The organism is Bacillus sp. FSL L8-0099 (assembly GCF_038006385.1).
GTDB lineage: Bacteria > Bacillota > Bacilli > Bacillales > Bacillaceae_G > Bacillus_A > Bacillus_A toyonensis.
This window is the reverse complement of sequence record NZ_JBBOVC010000001.1, coordinates 2,958,516-2,976,198: the sequence shown is the minus strand read 5'-3', so window position 1 is coordinate 2,976,198 and position 17,683 is coordinate 2,958,516. Positions and strand designations below refer to the sequence as shown.

Below are 17,683 nucleotides of genomic sequence, written 5' to 3'. Positions count from 1 at the left end.
AGGAAGCTGATGGAATGAAAATATTAAATGTTTTTCATGCGGTTAGAGAAGGAACTTTTGAAGATTGTAAACAATTTTATGATGGTAATATTAATCAAATTGATAGTGATTTAGATATCAATTTATTGTGCATGGCAATGACTAATAATAAAAATTCTAGTGAAAAACTTAAGATTATCAAATTTTTACTAGAAGAGGATATTGATATTAATTACACTACAGCTAAAAATAAAAGGAATGCATTGCATATGTTTTATTTTTGTGTTTTACGTCCAACAATAGAATATGAATTAGAGATAACAAGGTTACTTATTGATAATGAGATTAATATCAATGCTTTAGATAAATATAATGCTATCCCTTTGAAGTATGCTATTACGATAAATAAATTGTCTACAGAAGATAATAAAGAGATGTATAAACTACTTATTAGTAGTGGCTCAAAGTATAATTTGAAAGGTGAATTTGGAAGATCATGTGTGGATTATGCCAAAGAGTATTCTTGGAGAAATGATTTATTAAGTATTATTGAGGAGTGTAAATATGAAAGTTAATAGTTCTGACTATGGAGGTTTTATTGTTTCTAAGAATGTTGTAGCTGGAAAACCAATACGTTATACATTTAGAGAAAAATCAGAAGTTCCTCAATTAATTGGGTGGACTATTTACTCTTCAGAAGATAATGATGAATATGTAAATGATTCTAGTAACTTTCAAGTTTTAGGAGCAAACTCTGTATTAAAAATAGCCCCGGTTATGTTAGAAATTTTTGATGCTCCTTATGGAACAGACCTATGTTGGTTGTATAAAGAAGGTGTTCATGTAGGTTTATGATTTGATAAGTGAAGATGAGAAAGATATTGGTCAAATTGTGGAAGAGATGTTGCTGAATCCAGAAAATGTTCAAAGAATTGTTATTCAAGTTATGCCTGATGGAACGATTGTGAAGAAAATTCTTGAAGTATAAAAGGTGGAAAAGAAATTATGCTAAGGGATAAAATCAAAAATGATATATATTTTAACAAATTTATCAATTATGAGGAAAAGAGAATAGAAAAGTTTTTATTATTGGTTGAAAAGGTTATTGAGGAAAGAGGCAAAGATGATAAAGGTGTAAAGAATGGATATATAGCGTTACAAGGGTATCATTTTAATAAATTAAGGGCAATGTACTCTGCGGGTTGTTCTATTCAAACTATTCGTGATTTTTTACCTGAAGTAATAAATATAATGGAAAAAGTGTGGAATAAAGAAAGTGGATATATACGTATGTTATGGATGATATCTATAGCAGTAATGCTAAATGTTGAAGATAAAGAATTTAATAGACTAATAGCAATGGTAAGGAAAGAAGGATTAAATGATTATTTGATTAATTATTTTATTGCTTTTAGAAATAGTGAGCCATCAGATTTTTATGAGCAAAGTGAGTTTTATGTACAATATCTATATTTCAAATTAAAAGAAGTAATTGAGAGTAATAAAATTTCACAAGAGAATTCTATAAAAAATTTAGAGAAATATATAAAGGAGTATTGGTATAAGGGACATTTAGAAGAAGCATGGTACGATGCACATGAAAATAAACATGACATTTATAGTGGTTACTGGAGTTTTGAAAGTGGAGCAATCGCTAAAATTTTAAAATTAGATGATTCAACCTTGAAAGATAGTTCATATTACCCTTATGATATGGTGCATTGCCAAGAAAAATAAATGTTGGAATCCACAGTGATAAATTTTTACACTGTGGATTTTTTAGTTTATATTAAAGTAGGTATAAGGGTAATGTTGGTAATGGATCCAGTGAGCTAGATGTAAGATTGATACAGAACTAATTAGGAAATATGTACGAGATGTTGAAACGCAGACGAATTATGAATTATCATTGGATTTTTTTATCTAAATATCCATAATATCTAATTGAATGTTAGTAAATTCATAAACATATTGTTATCACCATATATTTATATCTTTATATATAAATTAATTGAATAATTTAACTAAATCTTCAATAGGCCATATCGCAAAAGGAGCAAAAGTATCAAGTGGAGTAAGTACATTTGCTAATGCAGTAAAACTAGCAAAAGAATTGAAGCCTACCCTTGAAATGTTACAATCATTTAAGAGAGATGCTTCTTATGCATTCTCTAGTGTTGGTGGAACTATTGTAACCAAAATATACCTCAAGGCGAATTAATAGAAGCTTATTATAAGTTTGCGAAGTCTAAAGATGGTGGTAAGGGTACGGGTGATGTTGGTAAGGGCGTCAGTGGGGCTGGAAGTAAGATTGATGGAGAACTAATTAGAAAATATGTACGAGATATTGAAATACAGACAAATAGAAAAATACAAAAAAACCAAATGGAAGAATTAAAAAGTGCATTAAGAAATACAGAATATAAAAAGATGACGTCTTCAGAAACAAAGAGATATAGACGAGAGTTTAATAAAATTAAGAATTCATTAATTGATGAATGGGAAAAACAAACTGGTCAAAAATGGCCAACTTATACAGAAGATGTGATTTCAGAGAAAACAGGAAAAATCTTAAGAAAAAAAGAGAACCTTATGATGCTCATCATAAAATTGAAAACTCTTATCGTGGGGAACATGAATGGTGGAATATCCATCCTGCTAAATTTCCTAATGAGCATCAAGGTGGTATTCATGGTTCAGGTTCAACAGGAAATAAACTTTTTAATGGAGGTAAATAATATGAAGTATGATTATCTAGTATCAAATAAACATAATAGCTTTTATCCAGTAGCATTAGAAGAGATAGAAGAAGTGGAAGAGGTATTAGGTTTGAAATTTCCAAAAGAACTAAAAGATTTCTTCTTAAATGTTGGGTATGGCTTTATCAAAGGTTCTAAGTACAATATTAATCGTATTATGGCCCCTTATTCTATTAGAGATTTTCAATTAAAGCAAAATGATTATGAATTTTTTCCAGACATTGAAGTTTATGATGATCTTGAAGAAGAAATAATCTTTTTTGAAGGTAATGAAACAGTTTTAATTTCAATTAAATTAACAAAAGAAGAGAATAGTGGGATTTATTATGATGAATTTAAAATTGCCGATTCACTAGAAGATTTTCTTGCAAAAATATCAGAAAATGATTCATATTATATGGATTTAATTGATTGAAATAAGAAGAAATATTTTTATCAAATAATCACAGTTCAAGAACGTAGTCTTATTGAAAAGAGGGTAGAAGCTCGTTCGATTAGGAAACGGCTTTTGTAATCGGATGAATGATAAAAACTATAGTGTGTATTAAGATGAAAACTCCAGTGATTTTATGAATCATCACTGGAGTTTTTTTATCCAAATATCCATATTTTGAGAGTGTATATAACCTTCCATAATATCTAATTGATTGTTAGCAATTTCATCAATATATTGTTTTAATTCCTTGTTTATATCCATATATGGAAAGCGATTGCAGAGTTTAGCTAAGTCTTCAATTGGACATATCGCAAAAGGAGCAAAAGCATCAAGTGGAGTAAGTACATTTGCTAATGCAGTAACACTAGCAAAAGAATTGAAGCCTACCCTTGAAATGCTACAATCATTTAAGAAAGATGCTTCCTATGCATTCTCTAGTGTTGGTGGAACTATTATAACAAAAATACCACAAGGCGAATTAATAGAAGCTTATTATAAGTTTGCGAAGTCTAAAGATGGCGGTAAGGGTAAGACTACAGAACCATACGATGTAGTACCGTATAGACCAAGCAATTCACCATTAGAAAATCATCATGGCGTTATGGATGTATGGGCTAAACATAATGTCCCTGATTATGTTAGTAGAGGGGCGAATACTCCAAATATAGCTTTAACTAAAGAGCAACACAATGATACTAAAGCTGTTTATAGACAATGGCTCTTTGATAAAACAGGGAAAAAGGTTGGAGGTAAAGTAGAGTGGAAATCTGTTTCAACAAAGGAAATACAAGAATTGACGGAAAAAAAGTTTGATGCTGCGAATGTACCACGTTTAGCTAAGCAAGAGTATTATAGGGCTTTTAATCAATATAATTTTAGGGAGTAATTCAGATGGAAAATATTAATCAGTTGATTAAAAAAGTAAAATCATTACCTAATTGTCGAGTTCAGGAGCCTACAGAATTACCGTTAATTGATAAGAATAAGCATATGCTACCAGGTGATTTAAAAGAATTTTATAGTCTTTGTGGTGGTCTAACTTTATTTGAAAATGAGGAATATCCTATTCATATTGTTACCCCAGAGGGGTTTATTTTGGCTAATCCCGTAATTGTAGGAGAGTTATGTGAAGAAGATATTTCATCAACTTGGTATATTATATGCAATGATGGCAAGGATGAATATTTAACAATAGATCTTAGTGAAGAAAGACTAGGTAGATGTTATGATAGTTTCTTTGATCGGCATGGAATAGTTGGGGAGTCGCAAATTATTGCCACTTCATTCACTGACTTACTTGAAAAACTTATTAAGAATAATGGACAATATTGTTATTGGCTAAAGAGTGAATTTGAATCACTGGGTGATGCTTATGATGATCAAGAGTGAAAAGAGAATCTTTAAGTGAGATAGGAAAGTGACAGGGTGTTTGAAAATACGTATTCTATGATGGTTGAACCATTATGGAGTACTATGTGCAATTATAGAATAGAAAAAGAAGTACGAGTTTAGGTGAGATGAGACCATGAACAGAGAAGATTCTCTGAAACGATGTAACAATGGCAAAAGAGAATTTGTAGAACGAGAGATATTATTCCGTTATATGAGTCTGTTCGTTATGGTGAAAAGACGTATACGGATTTAGATGTGGAAGAAATAATGAAGTGGATAGAGGGAGATGGGAAGGTGGATACATAAATATCCACCTTTTCTTTTTTTATACGGAAATTTGATTAACATGAATTATTTTCTTATATGAAACCGTCTTCAAATAGGTAAACAAAATTAACTTTATTTACTTATACTTTATTACATGTTAACCTATACTTAATTTTTATAAATTATAATTAATTTTTGATTTTTTAAGGGTGTGAAAATGTAATGAAATCGGTATTAAAAAGCATACTTATTTCCTTTGTTTTTTCTGCAGTAGGTATGTGTTGGTTACTGTACGTATTATTCAAAGGGGACGGAGACTGGTTATTGTCTTGGATAGGTGTATTAATGGCATATTTATCTTTATATACTTTAATAGATTTATATTGTAAAAATACATACGATAAAAAAATAAATAAATGGCTTATAAAAACATCGGTGACTAGTTTTAGTTTTGCTGTATTAGGAATCTCATTTTGTATCATACATGAGCTATTAACACCATGGAGTCTTAGTTTAATGGTGTGGTATTGGTTGCTAATGTTAGTATTATTTTTAACGACTATAATATCATTAATCAGTTTAGTATTTGTTAATCGTAAAAATCACAATTTCACCGTTGGATATAAAATGCTCATACTTCTAAATGTATTTCTTACATTGGGACCAGTATTATGGCCGCTATTACTTTCTATTATTGGAAATGGTATGAATGCTAGTGCGGGCTGGTAAAAAGGAATTTAGATTAGTTGTGCAAAGAATAGGATGACAAGTTGATATAGAATTTTAAATGTTTATGAGAACATGTTTACATAAAAAATGAAAACATGTTCTCTTTTTATTTGCATGCATAACTCTTCCTCAGTTTACCGTATTTAAATTTAAACGTAAGTATTTCGTAAGGAATGGATAAGAAAAAAGAGAGATTTATCATATAGGATGAAAGTATAGCTTGAATCAATCCGATATTAATGGAGGAGAGAAAGCCTTATGAAAAAATGTAATTCAATTAAGTTAGCAAGTTTTGCAGTTTTATTAACGGGTACTGCTCTATTCACACCTGATTTTACTGTGACTGCAGAGTCAACTCAAAATATTTCTAGTTCGTCACAAGTACATGATCAAAAGAATCGTAATGGCTGGAAACAAGTAATGCAGGAAACAGTACAGCTTGGCGCTCCAGGGATATTAGCTAAGGCGTATAATAACGGAAAAACGAGTAGTTATACTGCTGGCGTAGCAGATTTAAGTACAAAGAAACCGGTGAAATCAGATTATCGCTTTCGGATTGGTAGTGTGACGAAAACTTTTACTGCCACGACTGTTCTACAATTAGTTGGAGAAAATCGCGTTCAACTTGACGATTCAATTGAAAAGTGGCTACCGGGCCTCATTCAAGGAAATGGGTATGATGGTAATCAAATTACGATACGCCAACTTTTGAATCATACGAGTGGTATAGCTGAATACTTAAAGTCAAAAGACGCTGATATTATGAATTCGAAAAAAACGTATACAGCAGAAGAAATAGTGAAAATAGGCCTTTCTCTGCCTCCAGATTTTTCACCAGGTAAAGACTGGTTGTATTCAAACACAGGATACGTCATATTGGGAATGCTTATTGAAAAAATAACTGGTAATAGTTATGCGGAAGAAATCGAAAAGCGAATTATTGAACCTTTGGACCTGTCAAATACATTTTTACCAGGAAATTCACCCGTCATTCCAGGAAAGAATCATGCTCGTGGCTATGTGAAAATGGAAGGAACAAGTGAGTGGAAAGACATTACGTATTATAATCCAAGTTTAGCCAATGCAGCTGGAGATATGATTTCTAATGCGGACGATTTAAATACGTTCTTTTCGTCTTTACTCGGTGGTAAGTTACTGAAGGAACGCGAGCTAAAAGAAATGCTTACTACAGTTCCTGTAAAAGGAAAAGAGGTTGGGGATGGATATGGTCTTGGAATATATGAGACTAAACTCCCAAACGGTGTTTCAGTTTGGGGGCATGGAGGAGGAATTCCTGGATTTACAACTTTTGCTGGGGGAGGAATTGGAGGCAAACATACATTGGCTATCAGTATTAACTCTATAGGTGGGATTGATGTTGTTCCACAGTTTAATAAAATGATGCAAATTGAATTTAAAAAATAGATGAAAAGAAAATGAATGGGATTTTGTTATAGTTGTATATGAAAGAGGTGCTTTTTAAAGTTCGCAACTATGGACAGTAGTTGCATTTATGATATGGCATCAAGTGTATTTCAAAGTGAAAATCAATCTTAATGCTTACGATAAAAATAAAAAGGATGTCAGTTACATGACATTCTTTTTATTTTGGATAAAAGAGGTATGTGTATGATTCTGAAAATTGTTATTTTTGAAATCATTCCATATAATGAAGGATATAGGGGCACCAATAGGGGAGTTATGAGTAGAAAATACTTTAGTTAGTTAAGTATTTCTCGTTTTAATCAAAATAATTATGAGTTGATTTGGAGTTGAATAAAATGGAACAAAATCATTTTAAATGGACTAATAAGCAATTACGAGAACATGTTGAAGTACTAGATGATAAGAGAAGTCCACACATATTATTAAAGAATGCAACATATTTAAATTCCTATATGCGCGAGTGGATGACAGCGAATATTTGGATATATAATGATCGAATTGTATACGTAGGAGAGCAGCTGCCAAAGCAACTAAGTGAATGTGAAGTGATTGATTGCGATGGAAAGTATGTAGTTCCTAGTTACATAGAACCACATGCACATCCATATCAATTGTATAATCCAGAGACGTTAGCGAATCATGCGATGCAATTTGGGACGACAACTTTTATTAATGATAATTTAACTTTATTTTTCACATTACAACGTGAAGAAGCATTTCGTTTATTAGATGAATTTAAAAAGATTCCGGCAAGTATGTATTGGTGGTGTCGTTTTGATGGACAAACTGAGCTGCAAAACGGGGAATCTGTATTTAATAGTGAAGAAATAATAGAGTGGCTAAAGCATGAAGCAGTTCTTCAAGGCGGTGAGTTAACAGCATGGCCAAAACTATTACATGGCGATGATGAAATGTTAACTTGGGTGCAGGAAACGAAGCGGTTACAGAAAAAAGTAGAAGGACATTTTCCAGGGGCATCTGAAACGACTTTAGCAAAGTTAAAGTTGTTAGGTACGGATTGCGATCATGAAGCGATGACAGGACAGGAAGCTTTCACTCGTCTTATGCAAGGTTACACTGTTTCCCTTAGAAATTCTTCAATCCGTCCAGATTTAGAAGTTTTATTGAAAGAATTACTAGAATTAGGTGTTAAGCAATTTGATAGATTCATTTTTACAACAGATGGTTCACATCCGTCATTTTATGAAAACGGAATGACGAATAGATTGATAGAAATAGCGATTGAGCAAGGAATTCCGGCAATAGATGCTTACCATATGGCAAGCTATAACATTGCTCGTTATTATAATATGGAGCATTTACATGGCTCCATTGCGACAGGGAGAATCGCCAATATTAATATTTTGGAAAGTAAAGAAAATCCGGTGCCAATTAGTGTAATTGCAAAGGGAAAATGGGTGAAGCGTGACGGAGTAAACAAAAATAAATCATTACATATAAACTGGAGTGAATTTAAAGTAACCCCATTATCATTAGACTGGTCTATAGAAAAAGAACATATGATTTTTTCTAATAAAACGGGTATACACTTGTTAAACAATGTTATAACAAAACCATATGTTAGCGAAATCGACTTAGACTGTGATGAACTTTCCATGGAACATGATGAATGTTTTCTAATGATGATTGCCCGCGATGGTACTTGGCGAGTGAATACAGTTGTGAAAGGTTTTGTAAATGAATTAGGAGGTCTTGCAAGTTCTTATTCTGGTACAGGCGACATCATTCTTATCGGAAAAAGGAAAGAAGATATGTTTACAGCTTTTCGTAGAGTAAAAGAGCTCGGTGGTGGAATGGTCATAGCAGAAAACAATGAAGTGTTACACGAAATTGCATTACCGTTGCTCGGGATTATGTCCGATTTAAAAATGAGCGAATTAATACAAGAAGAGAAAAAGATGGTGAAATTACTACAAAAGCGTGGCTACGTGTATGATGATCCGGCATTTACAATTTTATTCTTTTCTGCGACGCACTTGCCTTTTATACGAGTAACACCTATAGGATTATATGATGTGAAAAGTAGTAAGGTAGCTGCCCCGCCCGTGAATTTGATAAAGCAATATTAAAAGGAAAGATCCTATAAAAATTTTATTTTATAGGATCTTTCTTATTATTAGTATAAGAATATTGTAAGCCTCAAATGATATAGTATCTAAATCATTTGAGGTGATATGTAAATATGAAAAAAATATTTTACATTTTAAGCATATTTATTCTGTGTGTATCGATACAACACGTTGTACATTCCCAATCAGATGCACCAAGGTTATCTTCGGATTGTCTCGAAGAAAGGAAAATTCGAGATGAAAAGTATGTGAAGAATATAATACAGGACATTAAATCCACATTTAAATTAAATATTGATGAACATACTTTTTGGGAAGTAAGTAAAAGAGATTTGGAGGCTGCCCATTTGATGTATGGTGGAAAGGAAAATGATTCTTATTATAATTCGCTAACTAAAATTTATGATAGTGGTGGATTTAGCGAGCAGCCGAGCTTATTTGTAAGGGCGCAAGAGGCATTTTTACTTTATAAAGAAAACGATAATATCAATGTAATGAAACGCCTAAAACTAGACGTTGAAAAAGGAGAATGGCTCGTTATAAAAACGAAAAAGAAGAAAGGGAAAAAAGTGAAATTCAAACCGTTACAATGTGAAAAGGATTATCTGAAAAAGAGAAATGAATAACAAAATACGTATTAATGCTGCTTTTATTCAACGATATCTTGCTGTTGATTTGAAATCGGAAAAGGTAAACAAACATATTAGCTTTATGGAATATGTTTGTTTACCTTTTTTGAGAGATTTAAAAATTTGCGATGTTGTTAGTTGAAAATTATGTACTTGCTAATGAACTTATAACATTCAATGAATTTGTTCTTCATAAAAATTAGATTTTGTGTCAAATGATTTATACATTGTCGAACCACCTATGTATATTTTATTCTACAGTATTTATAAAAGAATGTTGGCTATTCATAAGAAATATGATTGGCACAGTTTTTGCTTGTATTACATGTAAGGAAGGGAGATTGTATATAAGGAATCTGTACTCGTAATAGTATAAAACAAGCTACTATTGCATTATTGATCATAGTTGTATTTATAGCGGAACTGTAAATACATATAAATAAGTAGTTTTTTGATTTTAAAATTCAGAATTTTCTTTAAAATTATTAGGGGGCAATGGTATGGTTAAATATTCGAAAATTTCTAAGTGGATTCTTGGTGTTGGACTAGTGACAATAACATGTAATGGTTTGCAAATTCAAGCAGAGACAAAAGAGAAAAATGTGAAGAACGTATTACAAATGGAGCCGGTTGGCATACAGAAATCTGTTGATGAATTGGCGCACCCTTCAAAAGTACAAGAAAATGCATCTTTTACAAAACGGTTAAAGTTAGCGGATTTATCGCAGCGTCCACTAGCACCAACCGATAATATTAAACCGTTAGCTGAAGAAAAAAAGTATTCGATGGCTGAGTTAAATCAATTAAGTAACAAACAATTAACTGATCTTCTTGTGACTATTAAATGGTATCAAATTCCGGAATTATTTCAGTTTAATAGTGATAGTCTTAAATTCTATCAAGATGATAGCCGAATGCAAGCGATTATTAATAAACTAGCAGAACAAGGACAAGCTTATACGAAAGATGACTCAAAAGGGATTGAAACATTAGTAGAAGCGCTACGTGCAGCATTTTATTTAGGTTTTTACCATGATGAATTAAGCAAACTAAATGAGCGTAGCTACCATGATAAATGTTTACCAGCTTTAAAAACAATTGCAAAAAATCCAAATTTCAAACTTGGTACATCAGAACAAAATAAAGTAATTTCATCATATGGAAAATTAATTGGAAATGCATCAGCAGATGTTGAAACGGTTTTATATGCAGGTGAAATTTTTAAACAATATAACGATAATCTTGCAACTTTCATTGAAGACCGAACAAAAGGAGACGCTATATATGAGTTGATGAAGGGAATTGACTTTGATATTCAGACGGATATGTACACGACTGGAAAAGAGCCGAAAGATACGATATGGTATCGAAATATCGATAACTTTATTAATGAAGTAAGTCGTTTCGCACTACTTGGTACTGTATCAGATAAAAATGGATGGTTAATAAATAACGGAATTTACTATGCTGGCCGATTGGGCAAGCTTCATAGCACGCCGACAAAAGGACAACAAGTTGTTACAGATGCAATGCGAATTTATCCATTTTTAGGAGAGCAATACTTTGTTGCGGCAGAACAAATTACTACAAATTACGGAGGAATAGATGCGAACGGAAAAACTGTAAATTTAGATCAAATTCGAGAAGAGGGTAAAAAGAAATATTTACCGAAAACGTATACGTTTGATGATGGAGCAATTGTCTTTAAAGCTGGGGATAAGGTTAGTGAAGAGAAAATTAAGCGACTATACTGGGCAGCGAAAGAAGTACGTTCTCAATTTTATCGTACAGTTGGTAGCGATAAACCACTTGAAAATGGACATGCGGATGATGTGCTAACGATGGTTATTTATAATAGTCCAGATGAGTATCAATATAATCGTCAACTGTACGGATATGAAACGAATAATGGTGGAATTTATATTGAAGGAACGGGAACTTTCTTTACATATGAACGTACACCAGAGCAAAGTATTTATAGTTTGGAAGAATTGTTCCGCCATGAATTTACACACTACTTACAAGGAAGGTACGAGGTTCAGGGATTATGGGGCCAAGGGGAAATGTATCAAAATGAACGTTTAACATGGTTTGAAGAAGGAAATGCAGAGTTCTTTGCAGGTTCAACGCGATTAAATAGTGTAGTACCGCGAAAAAGTATAATTGGTGGGTTATCTAATGATCCTGCAAAACGCTATACAGCATCACAAACATTAAATGCGAAATATGGAACGTGGGATTTTTATAACTATTCGTTTGCATTGCAATCATATATGTATAATAAACGTCCTGAAATGTTCGATAAAGTGCATGATTTAATTCGTGCAAATGATGTTTCAAGTTACGACGCATACCGTTCTGCATTAAGCAAAGATAATAACTTAAATGAAGAATATCAATCTTATATGCAAATGCTTATAGATAATCGCGATAAGTATACAATCCCACAAGTATCAGATGAGTACTTAGCGCAGCATGATCCAAAATCGCTTTCGGACATTACTTCAGATATTACGAATGAAGCAAAGTTAAAAGATGTGAAAGTAACAAAGAATAAATCACAATTCTTTAATACATTTACACTACAGGGGACATATACTGGAAGTTCAGCAAAAGGAGAGATTGAGGATTGGAAAGTAATGAATGAAGCAACAAATGAAATGTTGAAACGTATTTCAGGAAAAGAGTGGACTGGATATAAAACATTGACTGCTTATTTTATAAATTACCGTGTTAATCATGCTGGACAATTTGAATATGATGTTGTGTTTAGCGGAGTAAATACGGAAGAAGGTACGGCTGTAGAAAAAGAACCAAATAATTCATTTGAAACAGCAAACCCACTATCTTTGAATATTTTGTTAAAAGGAACCTTGAGCGATCAAGATCAGGGAGATAAATTTGTTATTGATGTAAAGGATCAAAAAGATTTACAAATTTCTGTTACGAACGAACAAAATCTTGGACTGAACTGGGTATTATATTCTGAATCAGATCTAAACAATTATGTAGCTTATGCAACAAAACGTGATGGAAACAAATTGCTTGGAAATTATAATGCAAAGCCAGGGAAATATTACTTAAGTGTATATAAGTATGGTGGTGGAACAGGGAATTATACGGTACAAGTAAAGTAGTTTACTATAGTTTGTTTTGAAAGGCTACTTATTGCATTTTTTAGCGAAATAAAGTATTTAATGTTAAACATTAAACTACTTCAATATATCCCTGTTCTAATTATAGAACAGGGATATATTGGCTTTACATTTTTTAATTAAATAAACTCATTGGATTTTGACAAGAAAATAATTAATATAGATTTGAATTCTCATTCGGAAAGTATGTTTTAATCTTCTTAATGCTCTTTCATTTTTGTCTCAATTTTTGTTTTCAAATCAGTGGATACTCGATTGAAATACTCCAAAACGATCTTCCTAATATCATCAGATATACCTTTCAAATCATTAGCTAAATTTTCAGCAAGATATTCTTTTTCTATTGGTTTTAACTGCGTATAAAATTCACCAGCCTGCGTAAAGTCATTCTGTTTCGTTATAGGAGCTCTTTCAAGTTTACCTTCAACATACCTTCCATCACCGCTTGTTATTTGATTAGCAGGTGTCCAATTTTGCTGTTGGTTAATCGCTAATTTTCGAAATTCGGGTCCAATTCTTCTTCTTTGAGAATCGCTATAAATGTTAGCACGCCCTTGCAACATTTTATCATCAGATAGTTCTGCACCATCTAGTAAATTAGAAGGGGAGAAGGCGACTTTTTCTACTTGTTCCATATAATTTTCAGGGTTTTTATTTAATACCATTTTACCGACTGGTATAAGAGGGTACATCTTTTCATCCCATACTTTTGTATCATCTAGCGGATCATAAGAAAGATGTACTTCATCTTTTGGATCCATGAGCTGGACATATAAACCATACTCCACGGATTTACCAGCCTCAATTGCATCATATAAATCTTTCCCACTATAATCCGGATTTTCAGCAGCTAGTTTAGTAGCTTCCTTACTAGTAATGAATTGTACACCTTCAAAAGGATACCAATGATACTTTACGTACTTTCGATTGCCTTCAGCATTTCTCCAAACGTATGTATTTACACTATGTCCTGGGATGTGACGAAGACTTTTTACCGTACCGACATTAGAGTATAAACGGACAACAAAATGAATGGATTCGGGTGCTCTAGCGACAAAATGCCAAAATCTATCCGGATCTATTAAGTTATTTTTAGGTGAAGGCAACAACGCTTTAATCGTTTCAGGGAAACGCATCGGATCACGAACGGAAAAGACAGGAATGTGATTACATAAAAGATCGAAAACGCCTTCTTTTGTATAAAATTTTGTGGAAAAGCCGCGTACATTTCTAGAAGTATCTGGTGTTCCTTTCGTACTAACAGCTAACGAAAACCGTACCATAACAGGAACTTTCTCATTAGAATGTTGTAAAAAACTTAGCTTTGTATGTGCAGACATCGGATAGATCGTTTGAAAATAACCGAATGCCCCAAAACCTTTTACATGAACAGGTCTTTCTACAATTTTTTCATGTATAAATTCTTGTAACGTTTCATGCAGTACACTATCTTGCTTGAGAACAGGTCCACGTGAACCGACTGTTTGAGAGTGAAGTGTAGCTTGTTCATTAAGTTCTCGATTTTGATTAAGGTCTTCTCCTAATAAGGGTTGCCTCTTTTTATTATATTTTTCATTCATCGATATAGCCTCCAAATTTTTTCTTCGATTGTTACTAAATATGATTCTATAGCCTTGATTATGTATTACATACAAAGTTCAAAGTAGTAACATACCGCTAGATGAAAAAAACGCATATAGAGTGGACCTGTTGAAATAGAAGAAATTATGGAAAAATGAATATCGGAAAGAGAAAACACACTATTAAAATTTTAATCTTAAAAATTAATTGATAAATAACTTTATAGATAATGGTCATTAAAAAAATAGTAAAAATAACTAGGAGGAAATGAACATGTCGGATTGGTTTCAATTAGATAAAGAATATATGATGCCTACGTATTGCCGTACGGAGGTTGCAATAGAAAGAGGAGAAGGTTGTCAACTGTATGATGTGAATGGAAAAGAGTATTTAGATATGTTTTCTGGCGTAGGAGTAAATGTATTAGGATACAATCATCCTAAAATTGTGCAAACGACAATGGAGCAAGTTACGAAATCGTTGCATCTTCCATTTCACTTTTTAAACCCAGTTGCGATTGAGTATGCAAAGAAATTAGTTGAGTACTCTTTAAAAAACGGCAAAGTATTTTTTACAAACTCTGGTACGGAAGCGACAGAAACAACGTTGAAATTAATTGATAAATATAGATCTATTACGAATGAAGAGCGAGAAGGTGTCGTTGTGCTCAAAGGTAGTTTCCACGGGCGAACGTTAGGGGCACTTCATTTTACGAGACAAGAAAATGTATATCAAAGTTTCCCTAAAACATCTATTCCTGTATACGAAGTAGAGCGTGAGAATATAGAGCAATTAGAAGAAACAATTTTAAATGAAAAGCCTATTGCAATTATGTTAGAGCCTGTATTAGGAAGTGGCGGGATATATCCTTTATCAAGTGAATATTTATATGGTGTTCAACATCTTTGTGATAAGTATAATGTGCTGCTTATCGTTGATGAAGTACAAAGTGGTATGGGTAGAACGGGGAAATTGTTCGCTTATCAAAATTCTAATATTACACCGGATATTATTCAAATGGGTAAAGGCGCAGGAGGAGGGATACCGCTAGGGGGAATTATTGTAGGTGAAAAGCTATGCGATGTATTTTCACCAGGAGATCATGGCACTACATTTGCTCATTCATCAATGGGAACAGCTTTAGGTTTAACGGTATTAAATACATTACTTGATGATGGGTTAATGCAAGAAGCTTATGAAACGTCACTATATTTGAATGATAAACTGCAAGACATTCAGAAAGAAAATTCTTATTATATTCAGGAAGTTCGTCATGTGGGGATGATGTTTGGGATAAGTGTGAATGACACGAATGAAAATGTGAAGAAATTACAGATTGAGCTAATGAATAAAGGAATGTTAGTCGATGTAACACAAGGGAATATTATTCGATTACTTCCGCCGTATATTATTACGAAAGAGGAAATTGACGCATTCACTTATGAGTTTATTTCCTGTGTTCATAGCATAGCAGCTACAGCAAGTATTTAAAAAAATATAAAAAAATATAAAAAGCTGAAGAAGGCGCTATTTTAGCGCCTTCTTCAGCTTTTTAAAATAGTAAATTACTTAACATAGAGAGCATCTCATTGGACAAATAATTAATTATGTGAAACAATAATAACAGATAAGGAGACATTAATTTTCCTTAAGTGCTTCGAATTAATTTTATTCAATAAGAGAAGGTGTGCTTAAAGAAGTTAAATTAAACAAGGAGCTGTTTTATTATATGCAACAAAATAATGATTTAAATTTTGAACCTCAAGACGTTAATATTGTCAATCCTAAACAAGCCAGGAAAGCAGTGGTTGCTACTGGTATAGGGAATGCAATGGAGTGGTTTGACTTCGGATTATACGCGTATTTAGCGGTAATTTTAAGTCAATTATTCTTCTCAGGTGTTAATAATAGTGGTTTGCAGCTTGTACTTACATTTGGTACATTTGCAGCGGCCTTTCTCGTTCGACCAATCGGAGGTGTATTCTTTGGTAGAATAGGAGATAAGTATGGCCGAAAAATCGTATTAAGTACTACTATTATTTTAATGGCACTTTCTACATTATTCATCGCATTACTACCAACCTATGAACAAATTGGTGTATGGGCACCAATACTACTTTTAGTTGCCCGAATGATTCAAGGCTTCTCTACAGGCGGCGAATATTCAGGAGCAATGGTTTATATCGCAGAATCTTCTCCAGATAAAAAGCGTGGTATACTCGGTAGTGGTCTTGAAATTGGAACACTCTCAGGTTACATTGCTGCTTCGGTAATTGTTACCATTTTAACGTTATTGTTAACAGATGAGCAAATGCTCAGCTGGGGCTGGCGTATTCCTTTCTTAATAGCTGCACCAATAGGCTTGGTCGGTTTATATTTACGCCGTCATTTAGATGAATCTCCCATCTTTGAAGAGATGGAAAAAGCACAAGAGGAATCTGAAGACAATGAACAATTTTCATTTATGGATATTATTAAATATCACAAAAAAGACTTCTTATTAAGCACAGTAATTGTCGCCTTCTTTAATATTACGAATTATATGATTCTTTCGTATATTCCTTCTTATTTAACTCAAGTACTTAAAGTCAAAGAAACAACTGGCTTATTAATTATTTCAATTACGATGGCACTTATGATTCCATTAGCACTTTATTTCGGTAAATTAAGTGATAAAATTGGTAATAAACGCGTCGTGCAAATTGGTTTACTTGGTTTAAGCGTATTTGCAATTCCAGCATTTTTACTAATAGGTAACGGACATATTGCAGCTATATTTGCAGGTATTTTCGTATTAGGTTTCTTCCTAAGTGTGTATGAAGGAACACTACCTTCGTTATTACCATCACTCTTTTTCACCGATGTACGTTATCGAGCACTCTCGATCTCCTTTAATATTTCTGTATCTATATTCGGTGGAACAACACCGCTCGTATGTTCATACTTAGTTCATGCAACCGGTAATCCGCTCGCACCAGCATTTTATTTAGCAGGTGTAAGTATAATTGGATTAGTCGTATTTAGTGTACTATTCGTTACAACATCAGGACGTGCGCTAAAAGGTTCATATCCTACAGTAGAATCGAAAAAAGAAGCACGCCAAATTGCTAAAGAGGATCCGGAAGAAACACTTTGGTGGCATGAAGAATCTTTAGAAATTGAAGCAGGAAAAAAAGCATAATTTGTGAAAAGCAACGTGGACTTTTACAAAAAGACTCCT

General features: G+C 32.8%; 12 protein-coding genes and 4 pseudogenes. 15 read left to right on the top strand and 1 reads right to left on the bottom strand.

Annotated features, from left to right (window positions below):
• Positions 1 to 14: 14 nt before the first annotated feature.
• From MHH42_RS15075 to colA, 13 genes and pseudogenes are all read left to right on the top strand, one after another.
• Positions 15 to 554 carry an ankyrin repeat domain-containing protein gene (locus MHH42_RS15075; protein WP_016108671.1) on the top strand — a complete coding sequence of 180 codons (540 nt, stop codon included), beginning with the start codon at positions 15 to 17 and terminating at the stop codon, positions 552 to 554.
• Positions 544 to 877, top strand: a pseudogene (locus tag MHH42_RS15070) (DUF2185 domain-containing protein); the annotation flags it as partial. The gene MHH42_RS15075 and the pseudogene MHH42_RS15070, both read left to right, overlap by 11 nt.
• A gap of 107 nt (positions 878 to 984) precedes the next feature.
• On the top strand, positions 985 to 1,716 hold the full coding sequence (locus tag MHH42_RS15065; RefSeq protein WP_016108668.1) for a PoNe immunity protein domain-containing protein: 732 nt from the start codon (positions 985 to 987) through the stop codon (positions 1,714 to 1,716).
• Between the two features lie 298 nt (positions 1,717 to 2,014).
• Positions 2,015 to 2,717 (top strand): annotated as a pseudogene (locus MHH42_RS15060) (cytoplasmic protein); the annotation flags it as partial.
• Position 2,718: 1 nt separating this feature from the next.
• A complete protein-coding gene (locus tag MHH42_RS15055; RefSeq protein ID WP_033668590.1) occupies positions 2,719 to 3,153 on the top strand; it encodes an SMI1/KNR4 family protein in 435 nt (144 codons plus the stop codon).
• A gap of 526 nt (positions 3,154 to 3,679) precedes the next feature.
• A pseudogene (locus MHH42_RS15050) lies at positions 3,680 to 4,060 on the top strand (sugar-binding protein); the annotation flags it as partial.
• Between the two features lie 5 nt (positions 4,061 to 4,065).
• Positions 4,066 to 4,563 (top strand): SMI1/KNR4 family protein, encoded by a 498-nt coding sequence (locus MHH42_RS15045; protein ID WP_016108665.1) that lies wholly within the window; start codon positions 4,066 to 4,068, stop codon positions 4,561 to 4,563.
• A gap of 135 nt (positions 4,564 to 4,698) precedes the next feature.
• A pseudogene (locus MHH42_RS15040) lies at positions 4,699 to 4,872 on the top strand (signal peptidase II); the annotation flags it as partial.
• Between the two features lie 183 nt (positions 4,873 to 5,055).
• Complete coding sequence (locus MHH42_RS15035; RefSeq protein WP_000843837.1) at positions 5,056 to 5,562, top strand: DUF3902 family protein; 507 nt, start codon at positions 5,056 to 5,058, stop codon at positions 5,560 to 5,562.
• 258 nt (positions 5,563 to 5,820) lie between these two features.
• A complete protein-coding gene (locus tag MHH42_RS15030) occupies positions 5,821 to 6,987 on the top strand; it encodes a serine hydrolase domain-containing protein (protein WP_016108664.1) in 1,167 nt (388 codons plus the stop codon).
• A 356-nt stretch (positions 6,988 to 7,343) separates the two neighbouring features.
• Positions 7,344 to 9,098, top strand: a complete 1,755-nt coding sequence (locus MHH42_RS15025) for an adenine deaminase (protein WP_097838342.1) — start codon at positions 7,344 to 7,346, stop codon at positions 9,096 to 9,098.
• Between the two features lie 113 nt (positions 9,099 to 9,211).
• Complete coding sequence (locus MHH42_RS15020) at positions 9,212 to 9,724, top strand: hypothetical protein (protein WP_070173387.1); 513 nt, start codon at positions 9,212 to 9,214, stop codon at positions 9,722 to 9,724.
• Between the two features lie 503 nt (positions 9,725 to 10,227).
• Positions 10,228 to 12,864, top strand: a complete 2,637-nt coding sequence (gene colA, locus MHH42_RS15015; RefSeq protein WP_070173386.1) for a collagenase ColA — start codon at positions 10,228 to 10,230, stop codon at positions 12,862 to 12,864.
• A 218-nt stretch (positions 12,865 to 13,082) separates the two neighbouring features.
• Here the strand turns inward: colA and MHH42_RS15010 are convergent, their stop codons facing one another.
• Positions 13,083 to 14,462, bottom strand: a complete 1,380-nt coding sequence (locus MHH42_RS15010; RefSeq protein ID WP_001003627.1) for a catalase — start codon at positions 14,460 to 14,462, stop codon at positions 13,083 to 13,085.
• A gap of 274 nt (positions 14,463 to 14,736) precedes the next feature.
• On the opposite strand from MHH42_RS15010, the gene MHH42_RS15005 reads away from it, so the two are divergent.
• Both MHH42_RS15005 and MHH42_RS15000 read left to right on the top strand, forming a co-directional pair.
• Positions 14,737 to 15,954, top strand: a complete 1,218-nt coding sequence (locus MHH42_RS15005) for an aspartate aminotransferase family protein (protein WP_070173384.1) — start codon at positions 14,737 to 14,739, stop codon at positions 15,952 to 15,954.
• A gap of 238 nt (positions 15,955 to 16,192) precedes the next feature.
• On the top strand, positions 16,193 to 17,644 hold the full coding sequence (locus tag MHH42_RS15000) for an MFS transporter (RefSeq protein WP_001186948.1): 1,452 nt from the start codon (positions 16,193 to 16,195) through the stop codon (positions 17,642 to 17,644).
• The last annotated feature ends 39 nt before the right edge of the window (positions 17,645 to 17,683 follow it).

What these genes read in the sequence shown, in the direction of transcription:
- MHH42_RS15075 (WP_016108671.1), top strand. Translation starts at nt 15, where the DNA reads ATGAAAATATTAAATGTTTTTCATGCGGTTAGAGAAGGAACTTTTGAA.
- MHH42_RS15065 (WP_016108668.1), top strand. Translation starts at nt 985, where the DNA reads ATGCTAAGGGATAAAATCAAAAATGATATATATTTTAACAAATTTATC.
- MHH42_RS15055 (WP_033668590.1), top strand. Translation starts at nt 2,719, where the DNA reads ATGAAGTATGATTATCTAGTATCAAATAAACATAATAGCTTTTATCCA.
- MHH42_RS15045 (WP_016108665.1), top strand. Translation starts at nt 4,066, where the DNA reads ATGGAAAATATTAATCAGTTGATTAAAAAAGTAAAATCATTACCTAAT.
- MHH42_RS15035 (WP_000843837.1), top strand. Translation starts at nt 5,056, where the DNA reads ATGAAATCGGTATTAAAAAGCATACTTATTTCCTTTGTTTTTTCTGCA.
- MHH42_RS15030 (WP_016108664.1), top strand. Translation starts at nt 5,821, where the DNA reads ATGAAAAAATGTAATTCAATTAAGTTAGCAAGTTTTGCAGTTTTATTA.
- MHH42_RS15025 (WP_097838342.1), top strand. Translation starts at nt 7,344, where the DNA reads ATGGAACAAAATCATTTTAAATGGACTAATAAGCAATTACGAGAACAT.
- MHH42_RS15020 (WP_070173387.1), top strand. Translation starts at nt 9,212, where the DNA reads ATGAAAAAAATATTTTACATTTTAAGCATATTTATTCTGTGTGTATCG.
- colA (WP_070173386.1), top strand. Translation starts at nt 10,228, where the DNA reads ATGGTTAAATATTCGAAAATTTCTAAGTGGATTCTTGGTGTTGGACTA.
- MHH42_RS15010 (WP_001003627.1), bottom strand. Translation starts at nt 14,462, where the DNA reads ATGAATGAAAAATATAATAAAAAGAGGCAACCCTTATTAGGAGAAGAC.
- MHH42_RS15005 (WP_070173384.1), top strand. Translation starts at nt 14,737, where the DNA reads ATGTCGGATTGGTTTCAATTAGATAAAGAATATATGATGCCTACGTAT.
- MHH42_RS15000 (WP_001186948.1), top strand. Translation starts at nt 16,193, where the DNA reads ATGCAACAAAATAATGATTTAAATTTTGAACCTCAAGACGTTAATATT.